Source organism: Longimicrobium sp., from assembly GCA_036387335.1.
Lineage (GTDB): Bacteria > Gemmatimonadota > Gemmatimonadetes > Longimicrobiales > Longimicrobiaceae > Longimicrobium.
In genome coordinates, this window is sequence record DASVTZ010000081.1 from 17,688 (window position 1) to 43,359 (window position 25,672).

Here is a 25,672-nt window from a genome sequence, read left to right on the forward strand (position 1 = left end):
AGTTTGGGGCGATGCGGAGGGAAGCCACAATCTAATGCTTATGTGCGCCGAACGTAATTCCCTCGGCGTCCGGTACGTGGCCGGGCATCCCTAATGTTTCACGCGGAGCCGCGGAGGGTGGGGTCGCTCAGGCTACGAAGATCGGGTATGTGTCCAGCACCTCATCGCCGATCGCGCTTCCGTGCAGCGGCTCCGGGGGCTCCGCTCCGGCGATCTTGTGCGCCGCGCGGTCGAACACCGCCCAGCAGAGGCAGCTCGGGTCCCAGCGTGAACGGAACTGAATCCCATCGACGTTCGGCAACGTCGCGTGCACCTCAGCGGAGAGCGCCTGGCACTCGACGTACGATCCCGCGTGTGCTCGATCCGCTCCGATCCCGAACTCGGGGAGGCGCCTCCCCTCGAACTGGAGCACCCGGAGCGTCTCCCTCAGCCGCACGCGGGCAATCGAGCGGCTCTTCCACTCCCGCCGATCCACCGTGCACCACGACGAGCCGCGTACCAGCGTCTCCAGCACGGCCACTCCGGGGGTCTCCGCCAGGTAGAGCACGCCATAGTGGAGCGCCGGATCGTCGAAACGGTGGGTAGCCTTTTCGCCCGGCCCGTACCAGATGGGCCCTAGATCGCTCCAGTGGACACGCCAGAGTGTCCTCGACACCGGGACGCTGACCAGAGGAGGCTCTCGCGGCACCGGGATCGCCATCAGGACCCGCCTTGCTGACCGTACGTGGCTATCCTGTTATGGACGTCCTCGAGCACCTCGGGCCGGTCCAGCGCGTCGAGGATGACCGTATCCTCGGAACCGGGAACGGGATCGAGCAGGATCGAAAGAAGAACCCACGGGCTCATGGCGCTGGCCGCGCGCAGCACTTCGGCGAGGCCGGGGCGCAGATCTCCATCCTGGAACTGTCGTGCGGGAAAGCCCCACTCGCCGCCCGAGAGCGGAACGGCGAGTATCCCGCTCCGGCTGCGGCGGAGGTTCACGCCGGACTGCGTGATGCCGAGCAGCTTCGCGACCTGGCTGGACGAGAAGCAGCCACCCGACTCCTGGATCATCTCCTGCTTGGCGACTGCCCCGCGGGCCAGCGCCCGTGTCATTGCCGTCTCCTTGCGCAGCCCGACGTCTGGAGACGCACTCAGGACCTCGACGATCGTTCCCGCGGCCGTCGAAGCTCCTACCGCATGCTGAAGCTGCTCCGGCGTCATGCGCTCGAGGGCGGCGCGGAAGACCTCCAGCGCCCGGCTTTGCAGCGACTGCTCGATCCCCTCACGAAACGACTTCGCGGAAACTCGCTTCTCCTTTGCGCGCGCCGAGCCCACTCCGGCATCCTGGTAGAATACCTGTGTGCCCTGCTGCCCCTGGAACATCTTGAACGCATCCGTCTGCTTCTCGCGTACAGCAACGCGCTTCGTTCCACGCGGGACGCCATACGTGTACGCAGCCTCGCCACGCGACCCCGGCACCGGCTCCGAAGCAGAGCCCTTGCCCTTGCTTGAATCGGGCACCTTTGCACCGTATCCCTTGCGCGCCATCCGCCCCGCCTTGCAGTTGTTGTGTACCCACTGGAGATGCACATCTACAAGTTACGCGCTGAACTCCCGTCGAGCAACCCTAAAGAAACAGCGCCCGTGCAGGAGTTTGCACGGACGCTGTTCGACGGCATTCGCGGAGGACCGAGATCGTTACCGCGGGATCTCGGTGCGGACGGCGCGGTAGCCGCGGTCGGGGATCTCGACGCGGATGACGCGGTTGAGGGCGTCCACCCAGACGTGCTGCACGCCGGCGCCAGCGGGCTGCACCACGAGGTGGTAGAGGCTCACCTGCGTGCCGTTGATGTCCACGCGCTCCTCGCCGCGCGAGGTGACGGTGGCCATCACCTGGCGGTTCTCGCGGGGCACGATGATGGGGACACGCCCCGAGCGGAGCCGCTGCGCCAGGAAGAAGTAGTGGTGCGCGACCCCCTCGTCGAGCACGAGCGCGCCGGTGCTGGCGGCGTACTCGCGGAGTTGCTCGCCGGCCGCGGTCACGATGCGGGCGCTGAAGCGGCCGCCGCCCACGTTCCCGACGATCTTCCGGGGCGAGTCGCCGCCGACGTCCACCTGGTACGAGGCGGGATCGGCGGAGAGCCCGCGCGCGCGGAGGCGCGGAGTCAGCTCCAGCGTACCCGTCTCCAGGCGCAGCGAGACGCGGCCGTTGGCGGTGAACTCGGAGGTCTCGCCGCTGCCGATCTGGCGGATGGTGAACTCCTCGGTCCCCACCTCGCGGTCGCCCACGTAGACGCGAAAGGTCCCCTGGTCCGACGCGCCGGCCTGTGCCCCGGCGGAAACCGGCGCCAGCCCCGCGAGTACCGCGAGCGCGATCCGGACGAGCTTCGTACTCTGCTTGTTCATCATCTTCTCCCGGGGACGCCGCGGCGCCCCGTCATGTGAGGTCCCGCCCGTGCGGGTTCCGTAACGTCGTACCCCGCAGGGGAGTGTGGTGTTTCCCCATGCAAGGGGCGGGCTCCGGGCGGAAGTGCGTGAGTGCGTGAGTGCGTGAGTGCGTGGGGCCGTGGCTTCCCCCTCTTATGTCATCCTGAGCGAGCCACCTGCCCTAACATCTGCGGCGCACTGCACTTCTGCGGCGAATGAAGGATCTAGCCGGCGAGGCAAGGGGACGGTGAGCGGGGACGTGGCCCTCGGTACGCGCAGTAGATCCTTCCCTCCGCGCCAAGCGTTGGAGACGGGGCAGGGTCAGAGAGGCGCGTCGCTCAGGATGACAAAATTGGCTCTCAACAGCCCGCTTCAGCGGGCTTCGCGTGGTTCCAGCCGGGGGATTCATCCCCCGGCGTTGGATGCAGGCGTTCCAGCGCCGGCCCCATTCCCCATTCCCATTCCCCATTCCCCATTCCCCGCACTAACGCACTCACGCACTCACGCACTTCCTCACTCCTCCTCATCCCGCGGCGGCGCGATAAAGACCTTGTGACGTATCTTCTGAAGGATATGTTCGTACATGCGCCGCCCTTTCTCCGCCGTGGCACGGGTGGGCTCGCCCACGGAGCCGGGGCAGCCGGCGGGGAGGCGCTTCAACTGGCCGCGGGTGAAGCGGCGGAACTCGTCCACGCCCATGCGGAAGTCCTTGGCGTCCTCCATCCGCACCCGCTCGGGGTGCAGGTGCAGGAGGATCGAGGTCAGCGCCTCGCCCCCGTGCTCGGGCCCCCCCGACCCCTCCACGAATTGAGACAGATCCACGGAGAGCGCGTCCACCACGCGGACCCGCGCGTGAGGCGCCCGGATGGTGGCGATGGCCTCCACGTGCGGGTCATGCGGCGAGGCGGTAATGGCGATGAACTCGTTGAAGCCGTGCGCCGCCCACGCCGCCGCCACCTCGTTGAGCGCGCGGTGCAGCGTCTTCGCGCGCAATGCCGCCGTGCCCGCGTAGTCCGCCTCGGCGGGGACGTTGACGCCGAAGGGGAAGACCGGCGCGCGCAAGACGCCGAACTCCCGCGCCAGGTCGTCCGCCAGCGCCTCCACCACGCGGGTGCCGGCGCCCAGCGGCAGGTGCGGGCCGTACTGGTCGCACACGCCGATGGGAAGGATCAGCCGCCGCTCGGTGGCCACGCGCGCGGCCACCTCGCTCCATGGGAGGTCGTCGAGGGCGTAGGCCGGATGCGCGGGACGGGGATCGGGGGTCATGCTGCGCTGGGCTGAAAGGGTGCGGCGCCCGCAGGCGCTCGCCTGGGCCGCGGCGTGGGGCGCCACGCTGGCGCTGGCCGCGTGGATCCTCCTGCTGTCGCCGGTGTGGCTCGCCGCCGCCGCCGCTGGGGGCATTCTCTGGGCCGCGCTGGCGCGCGAGGTGGCTCCCCGCTGGCGCTGGAGCGTGGCGATGGCGCTCGCGCTGGGCGTCAGTATAGGGGCATCGTTCCAGTTGCGCCTGGGGGAAGGGGCGCGCAGTTGGGATCGCGTGCGCTTCGCCGCCGAGAACCGCGTGGGCGCGGAGGTCAAGCAGGGTCTGGACGACATGTTCGACCGCGACACCCTCGCCGTGGCGGAGGCGGCGCGCGCGGCGGGTGGCGTGCGGGCGGCGAACACGGCCCTCTTCGCCCGCATGGAGCGCATCCGGCGCGAGCGCAACGTGACCGCGCTGGCCGTGTACGAGCCGGACGGGTCGCCGCTGGTGTGGGCGGGGGAGCATCGCGGCACCGTGCCGGACTCGGTGCGCGCGGGGCTCCACTTCTACTCGTACTCCGCGGGGCCGCTCTTCGGCTACCTGTACTTCACCAACCGCCTCGCCAACGGGCGCGTGGCGGTGGCGGCGCAGCTGCTGGAGGCGCACGTGGAGGTGGGCGAGGGGACGCCGCCGTACGCGGAGACCTTCGCGCGCCGGTACGGCGTGGCGCCGCGCTTCACCACGCCCGAGTTCGCGCCGCAGGACTCGGCGTGGGACTGGACGGGGTACCAGGGGCCCATCCTGAGCGTCGTCTTCGCCACGCTGACGCAGGAGACGTGGCGGGAGCGCATCGTGCTGCGCGGGCGCTGGGCGGTGGCGCTGGCCTGGCTGGCGGCCGTCGCCCTGCTGGGGATCGCCTGGGCGCGCGGGGACCGCGGCTGGGGCGTGCCCCTGGCCGCCGTCGCCGCCGCCCTCTACGTGCTTCCGTGGGGGGCGATGGGTGCGACGGGCGACCTCTTCTCCCCGCTCGGTTTCGTCATCCCGCTCCCCGGCGATCCCACGCTGGGGCAGCTCCTGGTGGTGCTGGCTGCGCTGGCGGTGTGGCTCCTCTCCCGCTCGCGGTCGCTGCCGCTGGCGGACCGGGTGCCGCTGGCCGCGCGGGCGCTGGTGGCCGCGGGTGCGCTGGTGGGCGCGATCGCGCTCGTGCGCGCGTCGGCGGCGGCGGGGGCGCTGGCCGCGCACCCCGCAGGCGGGCTGGCGCTCGTGGCCGCGACCGCGCTCCTGGCCGCGCTCCCGCTGCGCGCGCTGCTGGGCGAGGGCGAGGGGCGCGAGTCGCCGCGATGGCGCGGCGGGCTGGTGGTGGGGGCGGCGGTGCTGTCGGTGGCGCTCGGGGCGGCGGTGGTGCTCTGGTGGCGGCCGGGCCGCGAGCTCCCGCCTTGGACGGCGGCGCTCTGGGCCGTCCCATTTGCGCTGGCCGCGGCGGGCGTGGGACGGCGCGGGGCGGGGCGGGGGGCGCTCCTTCCCTGGGCGCTAGCGGGGTGGATCGCGGGGTCGGTGGCGCTTCCGCACCTCTGGCTCATGCACCAGAACGCCCGCCTCGCCGAGGCCGAGAGCAACCTTGGGCGGCTGGGGACGCAGGCCGATCCTTTCCTCGACTTCCTACTGCGCCAGTTCGCGGAGCGTGTCCTCTTCTTCGCGGCCGAAGGGCGCCAGGGGGTGAGCCTCCTCTACCAATCCTGGGTCGAAAGCGGGCTGGCGAAGGAGGGCTACGAGGCGCGCGTCACGCTGTGGACGGGGGAGAGCCCCGCGGCCGAGCTGCGGCTGAGCGACGCGCAGATCCCCGCCGATCGCATCGCCGAGGTGCTCCGCGCCGCGCGCGAGGCGGAGGAGCCGCTGGTGCAGCGCTTCACCGGATCGGACCAGCTCCAGTACCTGCTGGCGGTGACGCTGCCGGGCGGCCAGACGGTGTCGGTGGCGGTGCCGCCGCGCCGGCACCTGGGGCGCTCCACCGCGCTGGCCCGCTTCCTCGATCCGGAGGAGGAGGCCGGCGCCGGTGACGCGGTGGCGCTCTCGCTGGCTCCCGCCGCCGGCCGCCCCGCGATTCCGCCCGGCCGGATGCGGTGGGTGCGCGCGGAGCAGGGGTGGCGAAGCGAGGCCGCGGTCAGCTTCCCCAGCGGGGCGCAGCACGCGCATCTGCTGGTGCCCTCGCCCTCCACGGAGATCCTGGCGGCGAGGGCGCTGCTGGCGCAGGTGCTGATCCTGGGCGTGCTGGTGGCGCTCTGGGCCGCCGCGCGCACGCTCTGCGGCGAACCGCTGGGGCTCGCATCGGGCCAGTGGCGGCGCGTGTGGAGCTTCCGCGGGCAGCTCACGATCGCGCTCTTCGCCTTCTTCCTCCTCCCCATGGCCGCGTTCGGTGGCACGGCGTACCGCGCCCTCTCGCGCGAGGTGGTGAGGACGGCTGCGGCGGTGGCGGAGCGCGGCCTCACGCAGGCCGTGGCCGAGGTGCAGGGCTCCACGCTGGCCGAGGTGTCGCAGCACATCGGCATCGACCTCCTCCTCTACCACCACGGCGTCCTGGCCGAGGCCGCGTCGCCCGAGGTGATAGACCTGGGGCTCTACCACACCTGGCTCGCGCCGTCCACCTACCTCGCATTCGCCGTGAGCGAGTCGGTGGAGGAGCGCGAGGAGCGGCGCCTCGCCGGGCAGCCGTACCTGGTGGCGTACCGCCGTCTGGCCGCGTCGGACGTGCTGGCATCGCCCACGCCGCTGGCCGCGGGCGAGATCGCGCGGCGCCAGCGCGAGCTGACCGACGTGGTGCTGCTGGCAGGCCTCCTGGGCGCCGTGCTCTCCGTGATCCTGGCGCTGGGCGTGGGGCGCGCCCTCTCGCGGCCCATCGAGGGGATGAGCCTCGCCGCCGCGCGCGTGGGCGAGGGCGACCTCTCCGTGCGCCTCCCCGAGGAAAGGAGCGACGAGTTCGGGCGCCTCTTCCACGCCTTCAACGAGATGGTGCACGGCCTCCGCGAGACGCAGGCGGAGCTGGTGGGCGAGAAGCGTCGCACCGAGGCCATCGTCGCCGAGGCGGCAACCGGGGTAATCGCGCTGGACGCGGGTGGGCGGGTGGCGCTGATCAACCCGCGCGCCGGGCAGATCCTGGGCGCCATGCCGCAGCCCGGCGAGCCGATCCCCGACGACCGTCCGCTTCCCGCGGCCGTCGCGCAGGCGGTGCGCAACTTCCTGGACAGCGACCTCGCCGCGACGACGGGCGAGTGGAGCGAGGAGCGGGAGGTGGAGGGGCGCGTGATCCGGCTGCGGCTGCGTCCGCTCCCGGTGCGCAGCGGGCGTCCCGGCGCCGTGGTGGTGCTGGAGGACGTGACGGCCGAGATCCGCACGGCGCGGGTGCTGGCGTGGGGTGAGATGGCGCGGCAGGTGGCGCACGAGATCAAGAACCCGCTCACCCCCATGAAGCTGGCCGTGCAGCACCTTCGCCGCGCCTACGCCGACGGGCGCGGCGACTTCGGCGCCATCCTGGAGCGCAACGCCGACTCCGTCCTCGGCGAGATCGACCGGCTGGGCGAGATCGCGCGTGCCTTCGCGCGCTTCGGCACCCCCGCCGAGACTGCAGCGGGTGTGGAGGCGGTGGACGTGGGCCGCGTGGCCGGCGAGACGCTCGCCCTCTACCGCGGCGGTGGCGGCGCGGAGGGGGTGCTCTACTCCCTCGACGTGCCGCCCGACGCTCCCCGCGTGCGTTCGCGTGTGGGCGAGCTGAAGGAGGTGCTCATCAACCTGCTGGAGAACGCCCGCGGCGCCATGGACGGCTCCGGCGGCGAGATCCGCATCACCGCCGCGCCGGTCGGCGGTGGCGAATGGCTGCACCTGGACGTCGCCGACACGGGCGAAGGCATCCCCCCCGAGCTCCTGCCGCGCATCTTCGAGCCCCAGTTCTCGACCCGCAGCAGCGGCACCGGCCTTGGCCTGGCCATCGTGCGGCGCCTGGTGGAGTCGTGGGGCGGCGAGGTGACGGTCGACTCCACCCCCGGCGAGGGCACGACGGTGCACCTGCGGCTGCGGGTGAGCGAGCCGGGCGAGTGAACTCGCTGCAACAAAAGCACAAAGTCCGCCTTCGCGGACTCGGGCTCTGATGCCTGGCTGCACGAGACCGCTTCAGCGGTCTTCCCGTAGTTCCAGCCGGGGGCTTTAGCCCCCGGCGACCGGGCGCCGGCCTCGCCCCCCCGGAGCCTGCGAAGGCAGGCTTCCCGCGGTTGTTGCAGCGGTTTCAACCGCCGGGCGAGCAGGGGTCCCCCCCTTCATCCCCCCGCCCCCCTCACCCCACATCCGCCGCCGCGAACATCGGCGCCACGATGAGCGCCGCGGCACCGCGGAGGCGGGTCTGTTCGTCGGCGGGCTCGGGGATGACGGGGGTGGCGGCGGCGCCCAGGGTGAGGGTGCGCTCCTTCATGGCGGCGTGCATCGTGGGGGAGATCAGGTCCCAGCCCGCCAGCAGCTCCCCGCCCACGATGATGCGCGCCGGGTTCAGCGCGTTCACGATCACCGCGATCCCCACCCCCAGGAAGCGCCCGCTCTCCTCCAGCGCGGCCAGGGCGCGCCCGTCGCCGCCGCGTGCGCGCGCCACCAAGTCGCTCACGGTAAGGCCCGTGGCGCGGATCTCGGCGTAGCTGTCGCGCCCTTCGAGCGGGCGGCCCAGGTAGCGCGCGATCGTCGCCGAGGTGGAGGTGTGCGCCTCCAGGCACCCGCGCGAGCCGCACAGGCAGAAGGGCCCCTCCAGCGCCAGCGGGACGTGCCCGAACTCCCCCGCGGCGTCGCGGTGGCCGCGGAACACCTCGCCGTTCACCACCAGCCCCGCGCCCACACCGTCCGACACCGTGAGATAGACGAAGCTGTCCTGCGCGCCTCCGTCCGCCGGGCCGAGCCACATCTTGGCCAGGGCGCAGGCGATGGCGTCGCGCTCGATGTGCACCGTCATCCCCGTGGCGCGGCTCAGCTCGCCGCGCAGGTCCACGTCGCGCCAGCCCAGCGTGGGGGCGTGCACCAGCGTGCCCGTGACGCGGTCCACCATCCCCGGCACCACCAGGCCGATCCCCTCGCACTCCCCGGCCTCGCGATTGTCCGCCAGCATCCGCTCCGTTCGGCGCGCCATCTCGGCTACCAACTCGGCGGGCGTGACGGGCGTGGCGAAGCGCTCCAGCGCGATCATCTGCCCGCTGAAGTCGCACAGCATCACGTGCGTCTGGCTGAGCCGCACGTCGATGGCGATGGCGAGGCGGTCGTGCGAGCGCACGTGCAGGAGCGTGGGCTTGCGGCCGCGCGGCGGGTTCCCGGTGGTTCCTTCGTAGATCAGCCCCTCGGCCAGCAGATCGTTCACCAGCGGCGTCACCATCCCGCGCGCCACGCCCATGTGCCGGGCCAGGTCCGCGCGCGAGATCGGCTGGTGCTCGCGGACCAGGTTGAGCGCGATCTGCCGGTTGATCTCCTTGGGCGTGGTGCGGGTGGCGCGGCTGAAGTTGCGGGTGTCGATCTTACGCATGCACTGGATTGCCTCGCGGGGAGAGCCGGCGACGTCGGAACGCTGACGAACAACGAACCGCGGCGTCACACAGCGACACGGAGGAAACGGCGAGAACGAAAGGAGGATCTCGCCGCTTGCCCCGTGTCTTTTCCGTGTCTCCGTTCGAGACGGCGGTCCTCAGATGGCGATGCGCAGGACGCGGGCCTCGCTCGCGTTTTCGATGCGGGTGACGCGGTAGGGCTGCCAGTGGCGCGCGCGCTCGGCGTGCAGCACCACGCGCCCCAGCGCCTCCAGCCGCAGCTCCACGACCATGCGCAGCGTGGTCTTCGACAGCACCTCGGTGGGGACGAAGAGCTGCCCGTACTGCTGCTCCGCCAGGTGCCTCAGCTCCTTGAGCGTGGTGAACATCGCGCCTGCCAGGTCCGCGTGGGTCAGCTCCATGACGATAACCGGGATGAGGGTTGCGAGCGTGGCGCTTACGCCGTCGAGCAAAACGATCGATCGAGTCGAAATCCTATATTGGAAGCCGTGCTTCCAAATTCATGTCGGCAGATTCGGCCGCCCAGGCGCGGCCGCGTTCCCTACCTTGATACCGCCGGACCTCCCGCTTGTTTCATTGTTAGAGATCCTGACGATATTGTCAAGCCGCCGCCGCCGGCCGCCTGTTCGCTCGCACCTCTCTCTGCGTCTCCGCGCCTCCGCGTGAGCCCCGCCGTTGCGGCATCCGCGACCCACCCCGCCCCGTGTTGCGGACGACCCTTCGCGGCGGTTATCCTCAGCGCCCAGCGCAGGCCGCACCGGCCCGCGAGCATCGGACCAAGGGAGAGAACACGATGGACCTGCGCGTCTCCGAGAGGGCGGCTCACCTGGTCGGCTCCGAGATCCTCCGCATCGCCGCGGAGGTGCGGGCGATGGTCGCCGCCGGGGCCGACGTGTGCAACCTGACCGTCGGCGACTTCGACTCGTCGCAGTTCCCCATCCCAGCGCCGCTTCTACAGGGCATCACCGAAGCGTTGCGGGCGGGCGAGACCAACTACCCGCCCTCGGACGGGATGCCGGCGCTGCGCGGCGCCGTGGTGGAGCTTTTCCGCCGGCGGCTTGGACTGGAGTACCCGGTGGAGAGCGTGCTGATCACGGGCGGCTCGCGCCCCGGCCTCTACGGCGCGTACGGCGCCGTGGTGGACCCGGGCGACATCGTGGTCTACCCGGTCCCCTCGTGGAACAACAACCACTACGTCCACCTCGCCAGCGCGCGCGGCCGGCCGGTGGTGTGTGGGCCGGAGAGCGGCTTCCTCCCCACCCGTGATGCGCTGGAGGACGCCGTCCGCGGCGCGCGCCTCCTCGTCATCAACTCACCGCTCAACCCCACCGGCACCGCCTTCGACGCCGATGCGCTGGGCGGGATCTGCGATCTGGTGCTGGAGGAGAACGCGCGGCGCGGGCCGGGCGAGCGCCCGCTCTATCTGCTGTACGACCAGGTGTACTGGATGCTCACCTTCGGCGGGGTGCGGCACGTCAACCCCGTGTCGCTGCGCCCCGCGATGGCCGACTTCACCATCTTCGTGGACGGCACCTCGAAGGCATTCGCCTCCACCGGGCTGCGCGTGGGCTGGGTGGTGGCGCCCGCGGACGTGACGCGGCGCATGGCGAGCCTGCTGGGCCACGTGGGCGCCTGGGCTCCGCGCGCCGAGCAGGTGGCCGTCGCCCGCTTCCTGGCCGACGACGCGGCGATGGACGAGTACCTGGACGGCTTCCGCGCCGCCCTGAACGAGCGGCTGCAGCTGCTGTACGCCGGCATAGCCGCCCTGCGCGACCGCGGCCTCCCCGTGGACGCCATCGCCCCCGAGGGCGCCATCTACCTCAGCGTCCGCTTCGCCCTCAGTGGCTACCGCACCCCCGCCGGCCACACCCTTGACACCGACGTCGACATCCGCCGCTTCCTGCTGGAGAGCGCGGGCGCCGCCGTCATCCCCTTCCAATCCTTTGGCTTCCACGACGACACCGGCTGGTTCCGCCTCTCCGTCGGCGCCGCTTCGGTCGAGGCGATCCAGGGCGTGCTGGTGCGGCTGGAGCAGGCGATCGGGCAGCTACAGCCGGCGGAGGTGCTGCAGCCGGGGTGACTGAGATCCAAAGCCTAACTGAACAACTTTGATCAGTTCGCGGAGACGTCCCCTCAGTGGGCGAAGGAGAGGTTCGGCTCATCATCAGGCCAGCTGAAGCTAGTGGTCAAGGTCGCCCGAAGCGGGTCGGCTAGGTGATTGAGCGCGAAGTTCGACGGAGCAAGGTCGAAAGCATCTACTCGGCGTACCACCCGTCACGAACTAGCCCACGCAACGGATACGACGTGTCCGTACCGCGTTCGCTCTGCTGGAGAGGGCCAACCGCGCCTTGAGACTAAAGATTGGGGTGGTGGGTACTAGGTGTGCAAAAAGAAGAGGTAGGCCGGGGTGAGGCCCCCCCACAGATCAAAGGTAGTGTTTTCTGTTGCAAGCTGGGGCTGAACGGTAGGCTTCCCAGATGCTGGATTTGAGTTGACCGTACTGAATTGGCCGCGTGCTCTACGGCGAGCCCGCCTTTCCCAGCGGAAGTCTGGACGATTTGTAGGTGGGTCGTCTTAGAGCCCCCATGTAAAAACGCTCTGGTGATGAACACCAGAGCGGCACGGATGGGTCCACTTACTTGCCGGGCTTTTTCTTGGGTTTGCCGGCGTCCTGCTCGTGATTGCCGTCATCTTCCGAGCCTGCCTGAATCATCTCCGGCAATTGGCTCTCGCGAGCCAACCTGATTGCCTTCTTCGAGGTGTGGTACGTCACCACGATTCTTGTGAAGGAAACGATGGTGACCTGACAGATAGCGGCAGTCCCGCGGACAAGAAGTATGTAGCTAGCCATCCCTGTTAAAATAACGACGACCCAGTGCGGGGTCGAGCTGACAAGAGCGCTTAAGATCGGCATGGATCGCACCCGCATTCGAAAACCATATCGAATGAGATGCGATCGGTACCGACATCGTGCGTTCTCCTCAGTGCACGCGCCGGGCCGGGCGGAGCGGGGTCTCGGGGAGATGCTTTGTTGCGGAACATTGGGCCTCACTTGAGAGGGTGGACCGGTGTCGCGGCATGCGCCACCTATTACGGGTGCGATGCATAAAGTCGGCCAATGTTCGGATCAGGTCGCTGCTGGGTTCGACTTTGCGAACGCGCGCCTTCTCCGCTGGCCCACACCTCGCATCCACACATGGCTTGCGATACAGTCGCCGATGTGCGCCGGCCGCCATGAACGTTTGCGAGGAAAGCCTTGCCGCCCATCGTCAGCGAGCTGTTCAGGCACGAGACCATCGCGTGGGTGCAGCGATTGTTTGGGCTCGGGCACCCGGTGTGGTTCTGGGTGGTGTCGGAGTTGGGGACGCCGTGGGGGGTGGTGCTGGTGGTGGCGCTCGCGCTGCTGCTGTGGGGGCGCAGGGATGCGTACGCCGTGGGCGGGGTCGTGGTGGTGAACGCGCTCGCGAGCCTGGCGCTCAACCAGCTCTTCAGCACGCCCCGGCCCAACGATCCTTCCATCGTCCGCTACGAGATCATCGGGATCGGGAGCTTTCCTTCCGGGCACGTGCTGCTTGCGCTGCTGCTGTGGGGCGTGCTGTACGTGCGCGAGCGCGTGCCGCTGTGGGTGCCCGCGGCGGTGACGGTGCTGGTTGGAGTCTCGCGGCTGTACCTGGGGGTGCACTTCCTGGGGGACGTGCTGGGCTCCGTCGTCGCCGGGACGCTGCTGCTGGCGGCGTACGGGCCGGCGTGGCGGCGGCTGGAGGGGTCGCTGGCGAGGCGGCCGTTCAGGGGCTTCGTGGTGGTGGGGATGCTCGGGATGGCCGCCATCGTCGTCGGGCTGGTGGCCGGGGCGGTGGGGAAGGGCGAGTACGAGCGGGAGGCGCTGGGGGTCGTGCTCGGCGGGGTGCCGGCGCTGCTGCTGGAGTACCGGTTCGTGCGAGACGCGCCCGTGCGCCGACCACTGGGTGTGGCGATGGTGCTCGCGGGGATCGTCCCGCTCGCGCTGATCCACCGGCTGGGAGATGCGCACTGGGCGGGGCTGGTGCTGATCGCGGCCGCGATGCTGTGGTCGGTGCTCGTCGTTTCCCTGATCCTGCGCGGGGTTCGTGGGCCCGTCGCCGCGCGCGCATCGGCGTGACCGAGGTGGGTTGACTCCTCGGCGCAGGGAATTCCGCGGGCGCAGTCCGTCCTATGGTGCAGGCGTTCTCCATCACGCTTCCCATGGGACCACCGAATGTTCGAGCGGCGCGACGTCTGGAAGCTGAGCGGGGAAGATCCCTGGCACCCCACCCTCCAGTGGTACGCGCGGGCAGTCGACGAGCTGCGGTCGCGGAACGGGGAGCACTTCGCTGATCCCACGAGCTGGGGCTACCTGGCCGCGGTGCACGGCACCGACATCCCGCGCAGCCGCTGGCCCCGGGGCGCCACGTGGAACGCGTGCCAGCACGCGAGCTGGTACTTCCTTCCCTGGCACCGCATCTACCTGCACTACTTCGAAACCGTCGTGCGCGCCGCGGTTGCCGGGCTCGGCGGGCCGGGCGACTGGGCGCTGCCGTACTGGGACTACAGCGATCCCACGCGGAGCGACGTGCGCATGCTGCCGCCCGCCTTCCGTCAGCCGACGATGCCCTCCGGCGAGCCCAACCCGCTGTACACGGACCAGCGCGCGCCCGGGATGAACGATGGCGCGAAGCTGCCGGCCAGCGCGGTGCTGGTGGACGACGCCATGCGCGAAAAGGTGTTCGCCGATCCGAACACAGGGGGATTCGGCGGCGCGGTGACGGGGTGGAACGATGCGGGCGGGGTGGTGGGGAGCCTGGAGAACGTTCCGCACGGCGGCGTCCACATGGGGGTCGGGGGGAGGAACCCGCTCGGGTGGATGAGCCGGTTCCGGACCGCCGGCCTCGATCCCGTCTTCTGGCTGCACCACTGCAACCTGGACCGGCTCTGGGATGCGTGGCTCGCGCAGACGGACGTCCGGCGGGCGAACCCCACCGGCGCGAAGTGGCGCGCGATGCGGTTCACCATCGGGAGCGGCGACGCGGCGGTGACGCTGGAGGTGGGGGACGTGGTCGACACGAGGGCGCAGCCGCTGGGCTATCGCTACGAGAGCCTCTCGCTGCCGGGGGCGCACCCCTCGCTGAAGTCCGCCCGGCGGCCGCTGAAGCCGATCGTCGAAGACGTGCAGCCGGAGATGGTGGGCGCGACGGAGAAGCGCACCCCGCTCGGCGCCGGTCCCAGTGATGCCGTCGTTGTCGTGTCGGCACCCACCGGGCCCGCGCTCAAGTTCCTGTCGGACATCGAGGAGGAACTGCGGCGCGTGTACCTCAAGATCGAGAACGTGGAGGGGAGCGAGCTCGCGGCGTCGTCGTACATGGTGCACGTCAACCTGCCGCCAGGCGCCGCTGCCGCCGACCACCCCGAGCGCCGCGCCGGCCAGATCTCCATGTTTGGCGTGGCGGAGGCGTCCCGCGGCGACGAGCGGCACGGCGGCGGCGGGCTCACCTTTTCGTTCGAGATCACCGCCATCGCGCGCGGGCTGGAGGACGCCGGCGATTGGGACCCCGCGCGGCTGCGGGTGACGTTCACTCCCGTGCGACGCTCTTTGGACGCCGATGCGGACCCGCGCGAGGGCGGCGTCAGCGCGGGGCGCGTGAGCCTCTTCTACACATGAGGGCGTCTGCTGCTGCGCCTGGCGTGCTGCACCGCGCGCGCCGCTTCGGATGGCGGCACCCGGAGTGGTGGGTGCTCGCGGCCGCCGCGGGTGCGTGGGCGTGGATGCTCGCCGTGCCGCATCCACACGCGCACGCGCAGGCCGCGTCGGGCGCGGACCTGCGCTGGACGATGACGATGGTGGCCGCGATGATGCTGCCGCTGACCATCCCGCACGTGCGGCACGTCGCGCGATCGAGCCTGAGGCGGCGGCGGCATCGCGGCGTCGCGGGGTTCCTGGCCGGCTACCTCGCGGTGTGGATGCTCGCGATGACGGCGATCGTGGCTGCACTCGGCATCGGTGGCCGCGTCGCGGGGTCGACGGTGGTGGCGGGCGTCGCGACGGCGGCGGCGGTGTTGTGGGAGGTCGCGCCCTTCCGCAGGCGGATGCTGCGCCGCTGCGGGCGCACGATGCCGCTCGCGCCGCGCGGCTGGCGCGCGGACGCGGACTGCGCACGCTTCGGCGCGATGGCGGGCGCGAGCTGCGTCTCGGTCTGCTGGGCGCTGATGGCCGTGTGCGTCGTATTCGCGCACAGCCTGCCCGTGATGGCCGTGCTCTTTGGCGTGCAGCTCACCGGCCGCTACCGTCACGACCCATCCCCCGCGATGACGGCGTTGGCCGTGCTGGGGGTCTGCGTGGCGTCGCTGGCGGCCTAACTGCTGGCCTCACACAGAGCCACAGAGGTAGACGGAAAGGAGAACGGAAACCCTTTTCTGTTCTTGCTGTCCCCTCTGTGGCTCTGTGTGAGGCCTTGTGTTACTTCGCCTGCGCCACGTTGTCATCCGGCGTGGTGTCGATCAGCGGGTTGCGCGAATCGATGACGGTGATGCGCTGCCGGCCTGCGGGATGCGGTGCATGCGCACGTAGAGCGGCGCGCCGCGGGCGAAGACGCCGATCTGGAGGTTCATCGGCACCCCGGTCTCCGCGCCCGCAGTGTGGACGACTTTGCGGGCCTGCACGTCGAGCGTCACGCGCCAGCCGCCAGACGCGAGGGGCTCGGCGGTGGCGATGGCGGCGGAGACTTTAGCTCGCGAAGTGCACCTTTTCCTGCAGACGCGCGCGGAAGCGGCGGCTGCAGGGGAGGCGGGTACCGTCTTTCAGGGTGACGGTCAGGTCGCCGTGGAGGAGCGGCTCCACGAACGCGATCCGGGCGAGGTTGACGATTGTGGAGCGGTGGATGCGCACGAAGCGGTCGGGATCGAGGACGCGCTGCTCGAGGGCGGTGAGCGACTTGTGCAGCGTGCGCCGCGTGGTGCCGCTGTGGATGACGATGTGGTTGCCGTCCGCCTCCAGGTAGTCGATCTCCGCCACGGGGATGAACCGGTGCTGGGAGCCGACCTTGATGGCGAGCGTCTCCGGGTAGCGCGGGCTCTCGGGGGCGTGCATGAAGGAGATGAGTGCCGCGATGCGCGGGTCCTCCAGGGTGCGCCTGGAACGGACGGCCTCCTTGGCCCGCTCCACCGCGGTGCGGAAGCGCTCCTCGTCGAACGGCTTGAGCAGGTAGTCGAGGGCGTACGCCTCGAAGGCGCGGAGCGCGAACTCCACGTGCGCGGAGACGAAGACCGTCACCGGCATGCTCGCCGCGCCGATCGCCTCCACCACGCCGAAGCCGTCCACGCCGGGCATCTGCACGTCGAGGAAGACCAGGTCGGGCGGCGAGTCGCGGAGCTGGCGGATCGCGTCCGCCCCGTTGGCGCACTCTCCAGCCACCGTCAGCTCGGCGTCGGCGGCGACGAGCGCGGCGATGCGGCCCCGCGCGATGGCGTCGTCGTCCACGATCAGCGTGCGGATGGGGGTGCTCATCGGTCCATGATCGTCGCTTCGTGCCAGGGAACGCGGAGGCGCGCGGTGGTGCCGCCCGCGGCGCGCGGCAACAGGTCGAGCGACTGGTCGGCGCCGTAGAGCTGCGCCAGCCGCGCCCGCGTGTTGCTTAGGCCGATTCCGGCGCCCGGCGCATCTCCCGCCGCCGCGCCCGGGCCATCGTCGCTGACCTCCACCTCCAGCCAGCGCCCCGCCCGCCGCGCCGCGATCCGCAGCCGCCCCTCGCCGGCGGGAGCGATGGCGTGCTTCACCGCGTTCTCCACCAGCGGCTGCAGCGACATGTGCGGGAGGAAGGCGCCGAGCGCGTCGTCGTCCAGGGCCCACTCCACCTGGAGCCGCTCCTGCAGCCGCAGCCGCTCGACATCGACGAAGTGCCGCAGCGTCTCGATTTCTTCGCTCAAAGTGACCTCCTGGCGTCCGGCGCCGCTCATGGCGTGGTGTAGGAGGCCGGCCAGGCGCGCGATCATCATCTCGGCCGTGGCGGGCGCGCCTCGCAGCAGGCCGGTAGCGGCGTGAAGGGCGTTGAAGAGGAAGTGCGGGTTGAGCTGCATCGTCAGCGCACGCAGCTCGGCCGAAGTGCGCTCCAGCTCGGCGCGCGCGAGCTCGGCCTGCAGCCGCAGCTCCACCCTCTGCCGCTCCCGGTGCCGCCTCGCGTACTCCATCGCGTCGGCGGCGACGGCGATGGCGGCGTACAGCGCGACGTAGGCGACGAGAGATGCGAGGAAAATCGGCCCCGCCACTTCGGGCACGGTACGGTTCCACCCGCGCAGCACGGCGCCCGAGACCACGTCGCTGGCCAGGAGCAGCGCCGCGGAGCCCAGCCCCGGCAGGAGGTGCGGCCGCACTCTCGAGCGCCAGCCGCCGTCCGGAAAGGTACGCGCGGCGCTCGCCCGGAACGCGCGGTACACCAGGTGGACGATGACGGCCGTGGTCATCAGCAGGCAACCGAACGCCTCCGTGGCCGTGACGATGCCGCCCCCCGCCCGCCGGGCGCCGACCAGATCGGCGTACTCGCCCCACCAGAGGAACACGAGCCCGCCCGTCAGCAGCAGCCAGACGAGCAGTGGCGGCGTCCGTGCGCCCCCCACCTGCTCCGCGATCTGGCGCTCCGTCGGCCCCGGCGCGGGCGTCGGGACCGTCTCCTCCTCGTGCCACGGAATGCGGAGGCGCGCCGTGATGCCACCCGTGGCGTGGGGGAGAACATCCAAGGCCTGTTCCGAGCCGTAGAGCTGCGCCAGCCGCTGCCGTATGTTGCCGAAGTCCCTGCCGTCGCCAGCCCCGAGCGCCCCGCCCGCCACTGCGCCGACCGCGCCGCCGTCGCTGACCTCCACCTCGAGCCAGCTCTCCGCTCGGCGTGCCGCGATGCGCAGCCGTCTCTCTCCGGCGGGCGCGATGCCGTGCATCATCGCGCTCTCCACCAACGGCTGCAGCGTCATGCAGGGGAGGAAGGCGTCGAGCGCATCCTCATCCACCGCCCACTCGACTTGCAGCCGGCCCCGCAGCCGTTCGATCTCCACGAAGTGCTGCAGCGTGCGGATCTCCTCTTCGAGCGCGACCTCCGGGCGTGCCGCGCCGGTCATGGCGTGGCGAAGCAGGTCCGCCAGGCGCACGATCATCTGCTCGGCCTTCGCGGGGGCGCCGCGAAGGAGGCCGGCCGCCGTGTGAAGAGCGTCGAAGAGGAACCGGGGGTCGAGCTGCATCGTGAGCGCGCGCAGCTCTGCGGAGGTGCGCTCCAGCTCGGCGCGCGCAAGCTCCGCCTGAAGCCGCAGCTCCACCATCTGCCGTTCCCGGTGCCGCCGCGCGTACTCCACCGCATGCGCCAGCAGCGCGACCGCCGCCGATGCCGCCGCCATCCACGCGAACGCCAACAAGTCGCCGCCCCCGTCGAAAGCTGACGTCCCAGCTCGGACGAACCGGTGCGAGGTGACGGCCAGCAACCCCGAGCCGAGCACCACGCACGCGAACCACGGCAGCTCGTGCCAGGCGCGCCCAGGGACGGAGACGCCCGCGCGCCAGGAGCTCACGCCGCTTGCAACCGCCAGCACCAGCGCGAACGGGACGGCGGCCATCCAGTCGCTGCCGCCCCGGACCTGCTGAAGGACCAACCCGGCCGCGAACCCGAACGCCATCCACGCGGCCAGACGCAGCGTGCGCGAACCGGTGCTCGCCATCACCGCGGCGGGAACGAGCATTGGCTCACAAAGGTGCCTCGGTCGCGACCACCCTGTTGTCGCGCCGCTCAACCTCCACCCGCAGCACGTGGGGGTCGACGGTGACATCGCCGGGACGCCCGCGCACGACCACCCGCACGAGGTTGCGGCCCGAGCGCAGCCGGTGCCGGGAGACTGCAGGCGAACCACCCTCCGCCGGCGCAATCCCGAGGTCGATCAGCTCGTCGAGCGGCACCTCGGCCTCACCGTCCGCGCGGAGTGCGCGCTTGCGGGCCTGGATGATGGCGGTCACCTCGTACCGCCCGTCGCCGAGCGGACGGTAGCGGGCGGAATCGGCCGACATGTCGTACAGCACCACCCCCTCCAGCCATTCGGCGATCAGGGCGCTCCGCTCCGGGCCCGCGCCATCCTGGAGCAGCCGGACAAGGTCGCGTACCTGCGGCCGCGAGCGAGCGCCGCCGTGATCCGCCACCAGACGCCGCAGCGCGCGGTTCATCGGATCCTCCCCCACCAGATCGCGAAGACCGTTCATGACGACCGCGCCCTTTCCATAGTAGAGGTGCGACTGGTCCACGATCCGCGAGAGCGGCGGCTCCGGGTCGCGCTCGCGGGTTCGGCCCTGCGCGTACCGCTCCAGATCGGCCTCCACGATCCTGGCGACGTGCGCGCGGCCATGGAGCCGCTCCAGCACGATCTGCTCCGAGTACTTGGCGAGCGACTCGGTGAGGGTGGCGGCGCCCGGCCCCGCGCCGGCGTTCACCTGGTGCCCCCACCACTGGTGCGACACCTCGTGCGCCACACGCCGCCCGATCAGGTCGATCTGCCGCGGGTCGCGCGCGTCGGTCAGGAAGCCGCGATTCTCGGGGAAGTAGACCATCCCCGGCAGCGCGTACGCACCGAAGTTCCAGTAGCCGGGCACCTCCACGATGCGCAGCGTGCGATGCGGATAGGGGCCGAAGGCGCGCGTGAACAGCTCCATCGACGCCGCGGCCGTGCGCAGCATACGGTCCACGTTGGTGGCGTGCGCCGGGTGGAAGTAGACCTCGATCGCCACGCCGTTGCGCACCACGCGCCGCACCTCGTAGCGCGCCGAGACGTAGCCGAAGCGCGCGTTGACGGGGCCAGCCGTGCGGTAGCGGAAGAAGCGCCGCCCTCCCCGACGCCATTCTCCGGTCAGCTCCCCCGGCGCCACCGCGATCTGGTCCGCGCTCGTGGAGACCGTCGTCTCGAATGACGCGCGGTCGAGCGCCGGCCCGTCCTCCTCCTCCACTGTCTGCTCGGGCCGCGGCGGCAGGCCGTACTCGCGACGGTCCGCGGGCCGGGTGAGCTCCTGGCTGCCGCGGTAGCCGAGCGTCGGGAAGGCGGCGTGGTGGGCGAGCATGGTGCCGTTGTCGGCGATGGACAGGTCGAACCCCGACGCCCGGATTCCCCGCTGCGCTTCTTCCAGGTGATAGCCCATGCGCGCCTCCGCGCCGGGCATGAGCGGGCGCCGCAACCGGAACGCGTACATCCCGAACCGCGCATCGCGCACCACCGGGTCCGCGCCCTCCACCCACAGCCGCACCCCGTCCGTCTGCCGCCCGACCGTGACCCATACGGTGTCGATCGTCCGCGCAGTTTCGTTGCGCAGCCGGTAGACGCCGCGCGCCGCGAAACGCCGCTGCTCGGGGAAGATCTCCACGTCCGCTCGCACCGCCACGATGCTCGGCATCGGCGCTGACTCCACGCGCTTGTACGCGCGCTCGTAGCCCGCCCTCCAGCGCGCGGCCTCGTCCTCCGTTTCGGAGGAGTTCAGCCGGTGCGTGTTGTGGAAGAGGAACCCCGCCGTGACCAGCACGAGGACGGCACACGACAGCGCGCCGGCCACCCCTCGCCGCCCAAGCCGCGCCGGAAGCGCCCGGATTCGCGCCCGCAGCGACCCCGCGGTGCCGCGCCGCCAGAGTCCGTACGTGACCTGGGCGAGCAGCGCCGCGCACAACCCCCAGTACAGCATGAACCACCGCGCCGCCGCGCCCGGCTGCCCATCACCCGCCATGTCCGAGTGCGGGACGGGCGGGATGGCGCCGTAGCGGAGGAGCGGGCCGAGCCCGAGCGCCTCGCCGTGCAGCGTGATCATGGCGGTGAGCGCCGCCAGCAGGATCCCCGCGGAGCGGTTGGGGCTCAGAGTCTGCGCCAGAAGCGCCGCCACGGCGAAGAGGACGAGCGGGACGCCCGCCGCCGCCAGCAGCCGCCGGTGCAGCATCGGCTCGAAGTGCGTGTAGCCGCGCGATCCCTGCATCGCCACGACCGTCACCCCCGTTGCCGCGCAGAGCACCGCGATCACCACCAACAGCGTCCCCAGCCGCGCCAGGTAGAAGACCGCGCTCCGGGCCGGCGTCGCGTCCACCAGCTCCGCGATCCCCGCCGAGCGCTCCCGCCAGACCAGCTCCGCGCTGAAGAAGACGACCACCGCCATCCCGAGATCCGACAGGAGCCGCGCGGCGATGCCGAGCAGCAGCCCCGTCGTGGGATAGGCGCGCGACCCGTACTCCGCCGCCTCTCCGCCCGAGAGGTTCGCCCACAGCACGATCACCCAGAGCGCCATCAGCGCCAGAAAGGGCCGGCTGGTCAGCACGTACGCCGTCTGCGCGCGCACCGTCGACAGGAACGCCGCCCGCCCCGTGCCCCGCGCGCTGGCCGCCACGGGCCGGTACGCGGGGATCACGGCCGGCCTCACCTCCGCGGGCGCTCGGACCGCGCGCTGCCGGGGCGCCCGCAAGCCGTCGTTGCGCCACCGCGCGAGCGCCAGCGCCCCGGCCGCGACGGCCAGCCACAGGAGCCGGTTGGCGAGTAGCGCCCCCCGGAGCGCGACGTAGCGCGAGTTCTGGTCGTGTGGCGTCCACGAGCGCGCCTGCTCGAACACCGCCGAGATCCCGAACGGGTCCAGGATCGCCGCCCGCGCCAGCGTCTCCGCCGACGCGGGCGCCGCGCCGGCGATGAGCGGCGACGCGAGCAGATAGGCTACAAGGAAATACCCCGCATACAGCGCCAGGGCTCCCACGTAGCCGGCGAGCGCGCTCCGCGTCAGCACCGCCACGGTGAAGACGGTCGCGGCCAGGAGGAGCAGGTTCGGGATGCCGATCACCGCCAGCGCCCAGAACGGCGCGGCGGGGTCGGCGGGGCCCAGCCGCTCCGGTTCGATGACGGCCAGCACGGGCGCCAGTGACATCCCGAGCGCCGCCAGCCCCAATACCGACGCGCCCGCCAGCACCGCGCCCCCGAAGCGCCCGAGTAGGTAGCGCGACCGCCCGACCGGAGTGCCGCGCACGATCTCCTCCATCCCGTGCTCCGCATCGCGCAGCGCGGCCGCGGTGCAGAAGACCGTCGCCAGGAAAATGGCCGGCAGCGAGAGGAGGCCCATCACCTGGGCGGCGACGAAGGGCGAGTTGACGTTGGCGGATTCTGGCCCGTAGCCGCTAGCGACCAGCCCGACGCCCAGGAGCAGGAAGAGGAGCGCGGCGACGGCGAACGCGGGCTGGCGCGTCTGGAGGCGCCACTCGAAGCGCAGGAGCGGAAACATCGTCCCCCTACGCCGCACGCGCCTGGAGGACGCTGAAGTACACGTCCTCCAGCCCCGGCTGCACCGCCTCGAATCCCTGCTCGGGACGATGGTCCGCGAGCACGTGCACCCGCGTCTTCCCCTCGAACAGCTGGGTGGAGAGCACCCGCATCGACGCCCGGTACTCCTCCACCGCGGCCTGGGTGGCGACCGTGGCCCACACGCGCCCATCCAGCTCCGCCACCAGCTCGCGCGGCGCCCCTTCGCGCAGGATGCGCCCCTCCGCCAGGATCGCCATCCGCGGGCAGAGCTGGCGCACGTCTTCCACGATGTGGGTCGAGAGGATGACGATGACCTGCTCCGCCACCTCCGCCAGCAGGTTGTGGAAGCGGTTTCGCTCCTCGGGATCGAGCCCCGCGGTCGGCTCGTCGACGATGATGAGGCGCGGGTCGCCGAGCAGCGCCTGCGCGATCCCGAAGCGCTGGCGCATCCCCCCGCTGAACCCGCTCACCGCTTTCTTCCGGTGCTCCCACAGGTTGACCTGGTGCAGGAGCGCCTCCACCTGCTCCTTCCGCGACCGCCGCTCCGCGAGCCCCTTGAGCACCGCCAGGTGGTCCAGCAGCTCCAGCGCCGGCACCCTTGGATACACCCCAAACTGCTGCGGCAAATAGCCGAGCTGCCTGCGGTGCGCCTCCGGTTGCGCGAGCACATCCAGCCCGTCGAACTCGATGCTCCCCGCGTCCGGCTCCTGGAGCGTCGCCAGCGTCCGCATCAGCGAGCTCTTCCCGGCGCCGTTCGGCCCCAGCAGCCCAAAGAGCCCCCGCCCGATGTCGAGGTCGATCCCCCGCAACGCATGTACGCCGTTCGGGTAGGTCTTCGTCAGTGCGCGGATCGTGAGCATAATTGATCGGGTGCGTGGTCCCCAGCGCGAATCCTTGCCGGCGGACGAAGCTACCCGTCCCCGCGCCGAGGCTGGAAGGCCTTGCCTTGTGAGCGGGATTCTTCCTGGTGTAAACGGCGCCGCGTGTGGCAGTCCGGAGAGGATTCAGCGATCGGAGAGGGGCGGGGAAGTGCGCCGCCAGACCAGCCGGAACGCGCCAAAGCCGCGGGTCGGCTGCCCCGCGGCTGTCCGCCAAAGATCGGTCAAAGAGCGGAACGCGCCAGCTCGCAAACCCTTTTCAGGCCGTGGCTTGACACTGTTCGCGAGCGCCGTGAAGGTTGCTCCACCGCACCCCGCGGCGACCTTCCTCCTGCTGCCCCAAACCGTGCTCGCTCGTGCCCTGTCCGGCGCCGTCCTCGGCATCCACGCCTACCTCGTCACCGTCGAGGCGGACGTGGCGAGCGGCATCCCCTCGTTCAACACCGTCGGGCTGCCGCAGGGTGCGGTCAAGGAGGGCCGCGAGCGCGTGATCGCCGCCGTCCAGAACAGCGGCCACGTCGTCCCCCCGAGGCGTATCACCATCAACCTTGCGCCGGCCGACATAAAAAAGGACGGCAGCGCCTTCGATCTTCCCATCGCGATGGGCATCCTGGCCAGCACCGGCCAGATGCGCTCCCGGCACCGCCTGAAGCACTTCATGCTCGTGGGCGAGCTGGGGCTGGACGGCGGATTGCGGCCGGTGCGCGGCGCCCTCCCCATCGCCATCGCCGCGCGGGAGGCGGGGCTCATGGGCCTGATCCTGCCCGACGAGAACGTGGCCGAGGCGGCGGTGGTGGAGGGCGTGGAAGTGCGCGGTGCCCGCACCCTCCTCCAGGTCGTGCGCTTCCTCGAAGGCGAGGGCCAGCTCCCTCCCGCGACCCTCGACCGCGAAGCGCTCTTTCGCACCGCCTCCACCTACGACACGGACTTCGCGGACGTCAGGGGCCAGGAGCACGTCAAGCGCGCGCTGGAAGTGGCCGCGGCGGGCGCGCACAACATCTTGATGGTTGGGCCGCCCGGCTCGGGCAAGACGATGCTGGCCCGCCGCATCCCCGGCATCCTCCCCCCGCTGACGCTGGACGAGGCGCTGGAGACCACGAAGATCCACTCCGTCGCCGGGCTGCTCGGCTCCGGGCGCTCGCTCGTGGCGACGCGACCGTTCCGCGCGCCGCACCACACCATCTCCGACGCGGGGCTGATCGGCGGCGGCTCCAACCCGCGCCCCGGCGAGGTGTCGCTGGCCCATCACGGCGTCCTCTTCATGGACGAGCTTCCCGAGTTCCGCCGCAACGTGCTGGAAGTTCTCCGCCAGCCGCTTGAGGATCGAGAGATCACGCTCGCCCGCGCCGCCATCTCGCTCACGTATCCTGCCACGTTCATGCTCGCGGCCGCGATGAATCCCTGTCCCTGTGGCCACCATGGCGACATGCAGCACCGCTGCACCTGCTCACCGCAGGCGGTGCAACGGTACATGGCGCGGGTGAGCGGGCCGCTGCTGGACCGCATCGACCTGCACGTGGAGGTCCCCGCCGTGCGCTACAAGGACATGGTCGACGGCCGCGCGGGCGAGCCCTCCGAAGCGATCCGTGAGCGGGTGCGGCGTGCGCGCCAGATCCAGCTCGAGCGCTTCACGAAGCGGTTGGACGTGCACGCCAACGCTCACATGACCCCGCGCGACCTGCGCCAGTTCTGCCGCATCGGCGACGCGGGCGACGCGCTCCTGCGCACGGCCATCGCCAAGCTGGGCCTCTCCGCCCGCGCCTATCACCGCGTCCTCAAGATCGCCCGCACCATCGCCGACCTCGAAGGCGCGGCCGAGATCGGCACCGCGCACGTGTCGGAGGCGATCCAGTACCGGTCGCTGGATCGCGGGGCTGCGGGATAACAATCTCCCACTCCCGCGGGCGGAAGTTAGCTCTCCCTCATTCGCCAACACGAGGAATGACCCCGCATCCACGGGAAACGGCAAGCCGCGAGGCGAGGAGAGTCAGGCCAGGATTGATGGTGGGTACATCACACAAGTTGCATTCCCGCTCGGTCGTGGAGCAGCCGGGGTGCGCACTCTTCCATGACATGGCGCCCGGTCGGACCTCCCCTGGAGTGGGCACGCTCCGGTGTTCGTGACCTCGTTGACTGAGGGGACGAGGAAGGCAGGGTGGAGGTCGAGCGCCGCCCCGCAGCCGCGCCAGCGCCTGCGGGCACACAAGGGAAACGGGAAGTCCCGCAGCCGGCGGCGCGAGGTCCCGGGCGGAGCTTGGAGCCGCGCGATTCCACGGGAAAGCCACAGGGAATGATGA

18 protein-coding genes are annotated in these 25,672 nt (G+C 71.2%); 6 read left to right on the forward strand and 12 right to left on the reverse strand.

What is annotated here, in order from left to right; genetic code table 11:
• Positions 1 to 127 precede the first annotated feature (127 nt).
• The 4 genes from VF647_07180 to VF647_07195 form a co-directional block, all read right to left on the reverse strand.
• A complete protein-coding gene (locus tag VF647_07180; GenBank protein ID HEX8451860.1) occupies positions 128 to 700 on the reverse strand; it encodes an RES family NAD+ phosphorylase in 573 nt (190 codons plus the stop codon).
• The gene (locus tag VF647_07185; protein HEX8451861.1) at positions 700 to 1,530 is read right to left on the reverse strand and encodes a hypothetical protein; all 831 of its coding nucleotides are present in this window, start codon (positions 1,528 to 1,530) and stop codon (positions 700 to 702) included. Before VF647_07185 ends, VF647_07180 begins: the two co-directional genes overlap by 1 nt.
• Before the next feature lie 150 nt (positions 1,531 to 1,680).
• Positions 1,681 to 2,388 carry a hypothetical protein gene (locus tag VF647_07190; protein ID HEX8451862.1) on the reverse strand — a complete coding sequence of 236 codons (708 nt, stop codon included), beginning with the start codon at positions 2,386 to 2,388 and terminating at the stop codon, positions 1,681 to 1,683.
• A 534-nt stretch (positions 2,389 to 2,922) separates the two neighbouring features.
• Positions 2,923 to 3,675: a creatininase family protein gene (locus VF647_07195; GenBank protein ID HEX8451863.1), complete on the reverse strand. Its 753-nt coding sequence runs from the start codon at positions 3,673 to 3,675 to the stop codon at positions 2,923 to 2,925.
• Here VF647_07195 and VF647_07200 point away from each other — a divergent pair.
• Positions 3,674 to 7,738 carry an ATP-binding protein gene (locus tag VF647_07200; GenBank protein ID HEX8451864.1) on the forward strand — a complete coding sequence of 1,355 codons (4,065 nt, stop codon included), beginning with the start codon at positions 3,674 to 3,676 and terminating at the stop codon, positions 7,736 to 7,738. The genes VF647_07195 and VF647_07200 overlap by 2 nt on opposite strands.
• A gap of 232 nt (positions 7,739 to 7,970) precedes the next feature.
• Here VF647_07200 and VF647_07205 read toward each other — a convergent pair whose 3' ends face one another.
• Positions 7,971 to 9,191, reverse strand: a complete 1,221-nt coding sequence (locus VF647_07205) for an ROK family transcriptional regulator (protein ID HEX8451865.1) — start codon at positions 9,189 to 9,191, stop codon at positions 7,971 to 7,973.
• A gap of 159 nt (positions 9,192 to 9,350) precedes the next feature.
• Positions 9,351 to 9,665 carry a hypothetical protein gene (locus tag VF647_07210; protein ID HEX8451866.1) on the reverse strand — a complete coding sequence of 105 codons (315 nt, stop codon included), beginning with the start codon at positions 9,663 to 9,665 and terminating at the stop codon, positions 9,351 to 9,353.
• 341 nt (positions 9,666 to 10,006) lie between these two features.
• Here VF647_07210 and VF647_07215 point away from each other — a divergent pair, with 341 nt between their 5' ends.
• Entirely contained in the window at positions 10,007 to 11,293 is a 1,287-nt protein-coding gene (locus VF647_07215) for an aminotransferase class I/II-fold pyridoxal phosphate-dependent enzyme (GenBank protein HEX8451867.1), read from the forward strand.
• Between the two features lie 555 nt (positions 11,294 to 11,848).
• On the opposite strand, the gene VF647_07220 is transcribed toward VF647_07215, so the two are convergent.
• Positions 11,849 to 12,127 (reverse strand): hypothetical protein, encoded by a 279-nt coding sequence (locus tag VF647_07220; GenBank protein HEX8451868.1) that lies wholly within the window; start codon positions 12,125 to 12,127, stop codon positions 11,849 to 11,851.
• Positions 12,128 to 12,469: 342 nt separating this feature from the next.
• On the opposite strand from VF647_07220, the gene VF647_07225 reads away from it, so the two are divergent.
• The 3 genes from VF647_07225 (at position 12,470) to VF647_07235 (ending at position 15,582) form a co-directional block, all read left to right on the forward strand.
• Positions 12,470 to 13,351, forward strand: coding sequence for a phosphatase PAP2 family protein (locus VF647_07225; protein HEX8451869.1), 882 nt, complete (start codon positions 12,470 to 12,472; stop codon positions 13,349 to 13,351).
• 96 nt (positions 13,352 to 13,447) lie between these two features.
• Complete coding sequence (locus VF647_07230; protein ID HEX8451870.1) at positions 13,448 to 14,887, forward strand: tyrosinase family protein; 1,440 nt, start codon at positions 13,448 to 13,450, stop codon at positions 14,885 to 14,887.
• 23 nt (positions 14,888 to 14,910) lie between these two features.
• Positions 14,911 to 15,582, forward strand: coding sequence for a DUF2182 domain-containing protein (locus tag VF647_07235; protein ID HEX8451871.1), 672 nt, complete (start codon positions 14,911 to 14,913; stop codon positions 15,580 to 15,582).
• Between the two features lie 141 nt (positions 15,583 to 15,723).
• Here VF647_07235 and VF647_07240 read toward each other — a convergent pair whose 3' ends face one another.
• Genes VF647_07240 through VF647_07260 form a run of 5 tightly spaced genes read right to left on the reverse strand, consistent with a single transcriptional unit; the run spans position 15,724 to position 23,357 of the window.
• Entirely contained in the window at positions 15,724 to 15,897 is a 174-nt protein-coding gene (locus VF647_07240) for a hypothetical protein (protein HEX8451872.1), read from the reverse strand.
• A gap of 52 nt (positions 15,898 to 15,949) precedes the next feature.
• Complete coding sequence (locus tag VF647_07245) at positions 15,950 to 16,729, reverse strand: LytTR family DNA-binding domain-containing protein (protein ID HEX8451873.1); 780 nt, start codon at positions 16,727 to 16,729, stop codon at positions 15,950 to 15,952.
• The gene (locus tag VF647_07250) at positions 16,726 to 18,939 is read right to left on the reverse strand and encodes a histidine kinase (protein HEX8451874.1); all 2,214 of its coding nucleotides are present in this window, start codon (positions 18,937 to 18,939) and stop codon (positions 16,726 to 16,728) included. Before VF647_07250 ends, VF647_07245 begins: the two co-directional genes overlap by 4 nt.
• Positions 18,940 to 18,943: 4 nt before the next feature.
• The gene (locus tag VF647_07255; GenBank protein ID HEX8451875.1) at positions 18,944 to 22,477 is read right to left on the reverse strand and encodes a M1 family aminopeptidase; all 3,534 of its coding nucleotides are present in this window, start codon (positions 22,475 to 22,477) and stop codon (positions 18,944 to 18,946) included.
• A 7-nt stretch (positions 22,478 to 22,484) separates the two neighbouring features.
• Positions 22,485 to 23,357, reverse strand: coding sequence for an ABC transporter ATP-binding protein (locus VF647_07260; GenBank protein HEX8451876.1), 873 nt, complete (start codon positions 23,355 to 23,357; stop codon positions 22,485 to 22,487).
• Between the two features lie 310 nt (positions 23,358 to 23,667).
• On the opposite strand from VF647_07260, the gene VF647_07265 reads away from it, so the two are divergent.
• Entirely contained in the window at positions 23,668 to 25,260 is a 1,593-nt protein-coding gene (locus tag VF647_07265; protein ID HEX8451877.1) for a YifB family Mg chelatase-like AAA ATPase, read from the forward strand.
• Positions 25,261 to 25,672 lie beyond the last annotated feature (412 nt).

What these genes read in the sequence shown, in the direction of transcription:
- VF647_07180 (HEX8451860.1), bottom strand. Translation starts at nt 700, where the DNA reads ATGGCGATCCCGGTGCCGCGAGAGCCTCCTCTGGTCAGCGTCCCGGTG.
- VF647_07185 (HEX8451861.1), bottom strand. Translation starts at nt 1,530, where the DNA reads ATGGCGCGCAAGGGATACGGTGCAAAGGTGCCCGATTCAAGCAAGGGC.
- VF647_07190 (HEX8451862.1), bottom strand. Translation starts at nt 2,388, where the DNA reads ATGAACAAGCAGAGTACGAAGCTCGTCCGGATCGCGCTCGCGGTACTC.
- VF647_07200 (HEX8451864.1), top strand. Translation starts at nt 3,674, where the DNA reads ATGCTGCGCTGGGCTGAAAGGGTGCGGCGCCCGCAGGCGCTCGCCTGG.
- VF647_07195 (HEX8451863.1), bottom strand. Translation starts at nt 3,675, where the DNA reads ATGACCCCCGATCCCCGTCCCGCGCATCCGGCCTACGCCCTCGACGAC.
- VF647_07205 (HEX8451865.1), bottom strand. Translation starts at nt 9,191, where the DNA reads ATGCGTAAGATCGACACCCGCAACTTCAGCCGCGCCACCCGCACCACG.
- VF647_07215 (HEX8451867.1), top strand. Translation starts at nt 10,007, where the DNA reads ATGGACCTGCGCGTCTCCGAGAGGGCGGCTCACCTGGTCGGCTCCGAG.
- VF647_07220 (HEX8451868.1), bottom strand. Translation starts at nt 12,127, where the DNA reads ATGCCGATCTTAAGCGCTCTTGTCAGCTCGACCCCGCACTGGGTCGTC.
- VF647_07230 (HEX8451870.1), top strand. Translation starts at nt 13,448, where the DNA reads ATGTTCGAGCGGCGCGACGTCTGGAAGCTGAGCGGGGAAGATCCCTGG.
- VF647_07245 (HEX8451873.1), bottom strand. Translation starts at nt 16,729, where the DNA reads ATGAGCACCCCCATCCGCACGCTGATCGTGGACGACGACGCCATCGCG.
- VF647_07250 (HEX8451874.1), bottom strand. Translation starts at nt 18,939, where the DNA reads ATGCTCGTTCCCGCCGCGGTGATGGCGAGCACCGGTTCGCGCACGCTG.
- VF647_07255 (HEX8451875.1), bottom strand. Translation starts at nt 22,477, where the DNA reads ATGTTTCCGCTCCTGCGCTTCGAGTGGCGCCTCCAGACGCGCCAGCCC.
- VF647_07260 (HEX8451876.1), bottom strand. Translation starts at nt 23,357, where the DNA reads ATGCTCACGATCCGCGCACTGACGAAGACCTACCCGAACGGCGTACAT.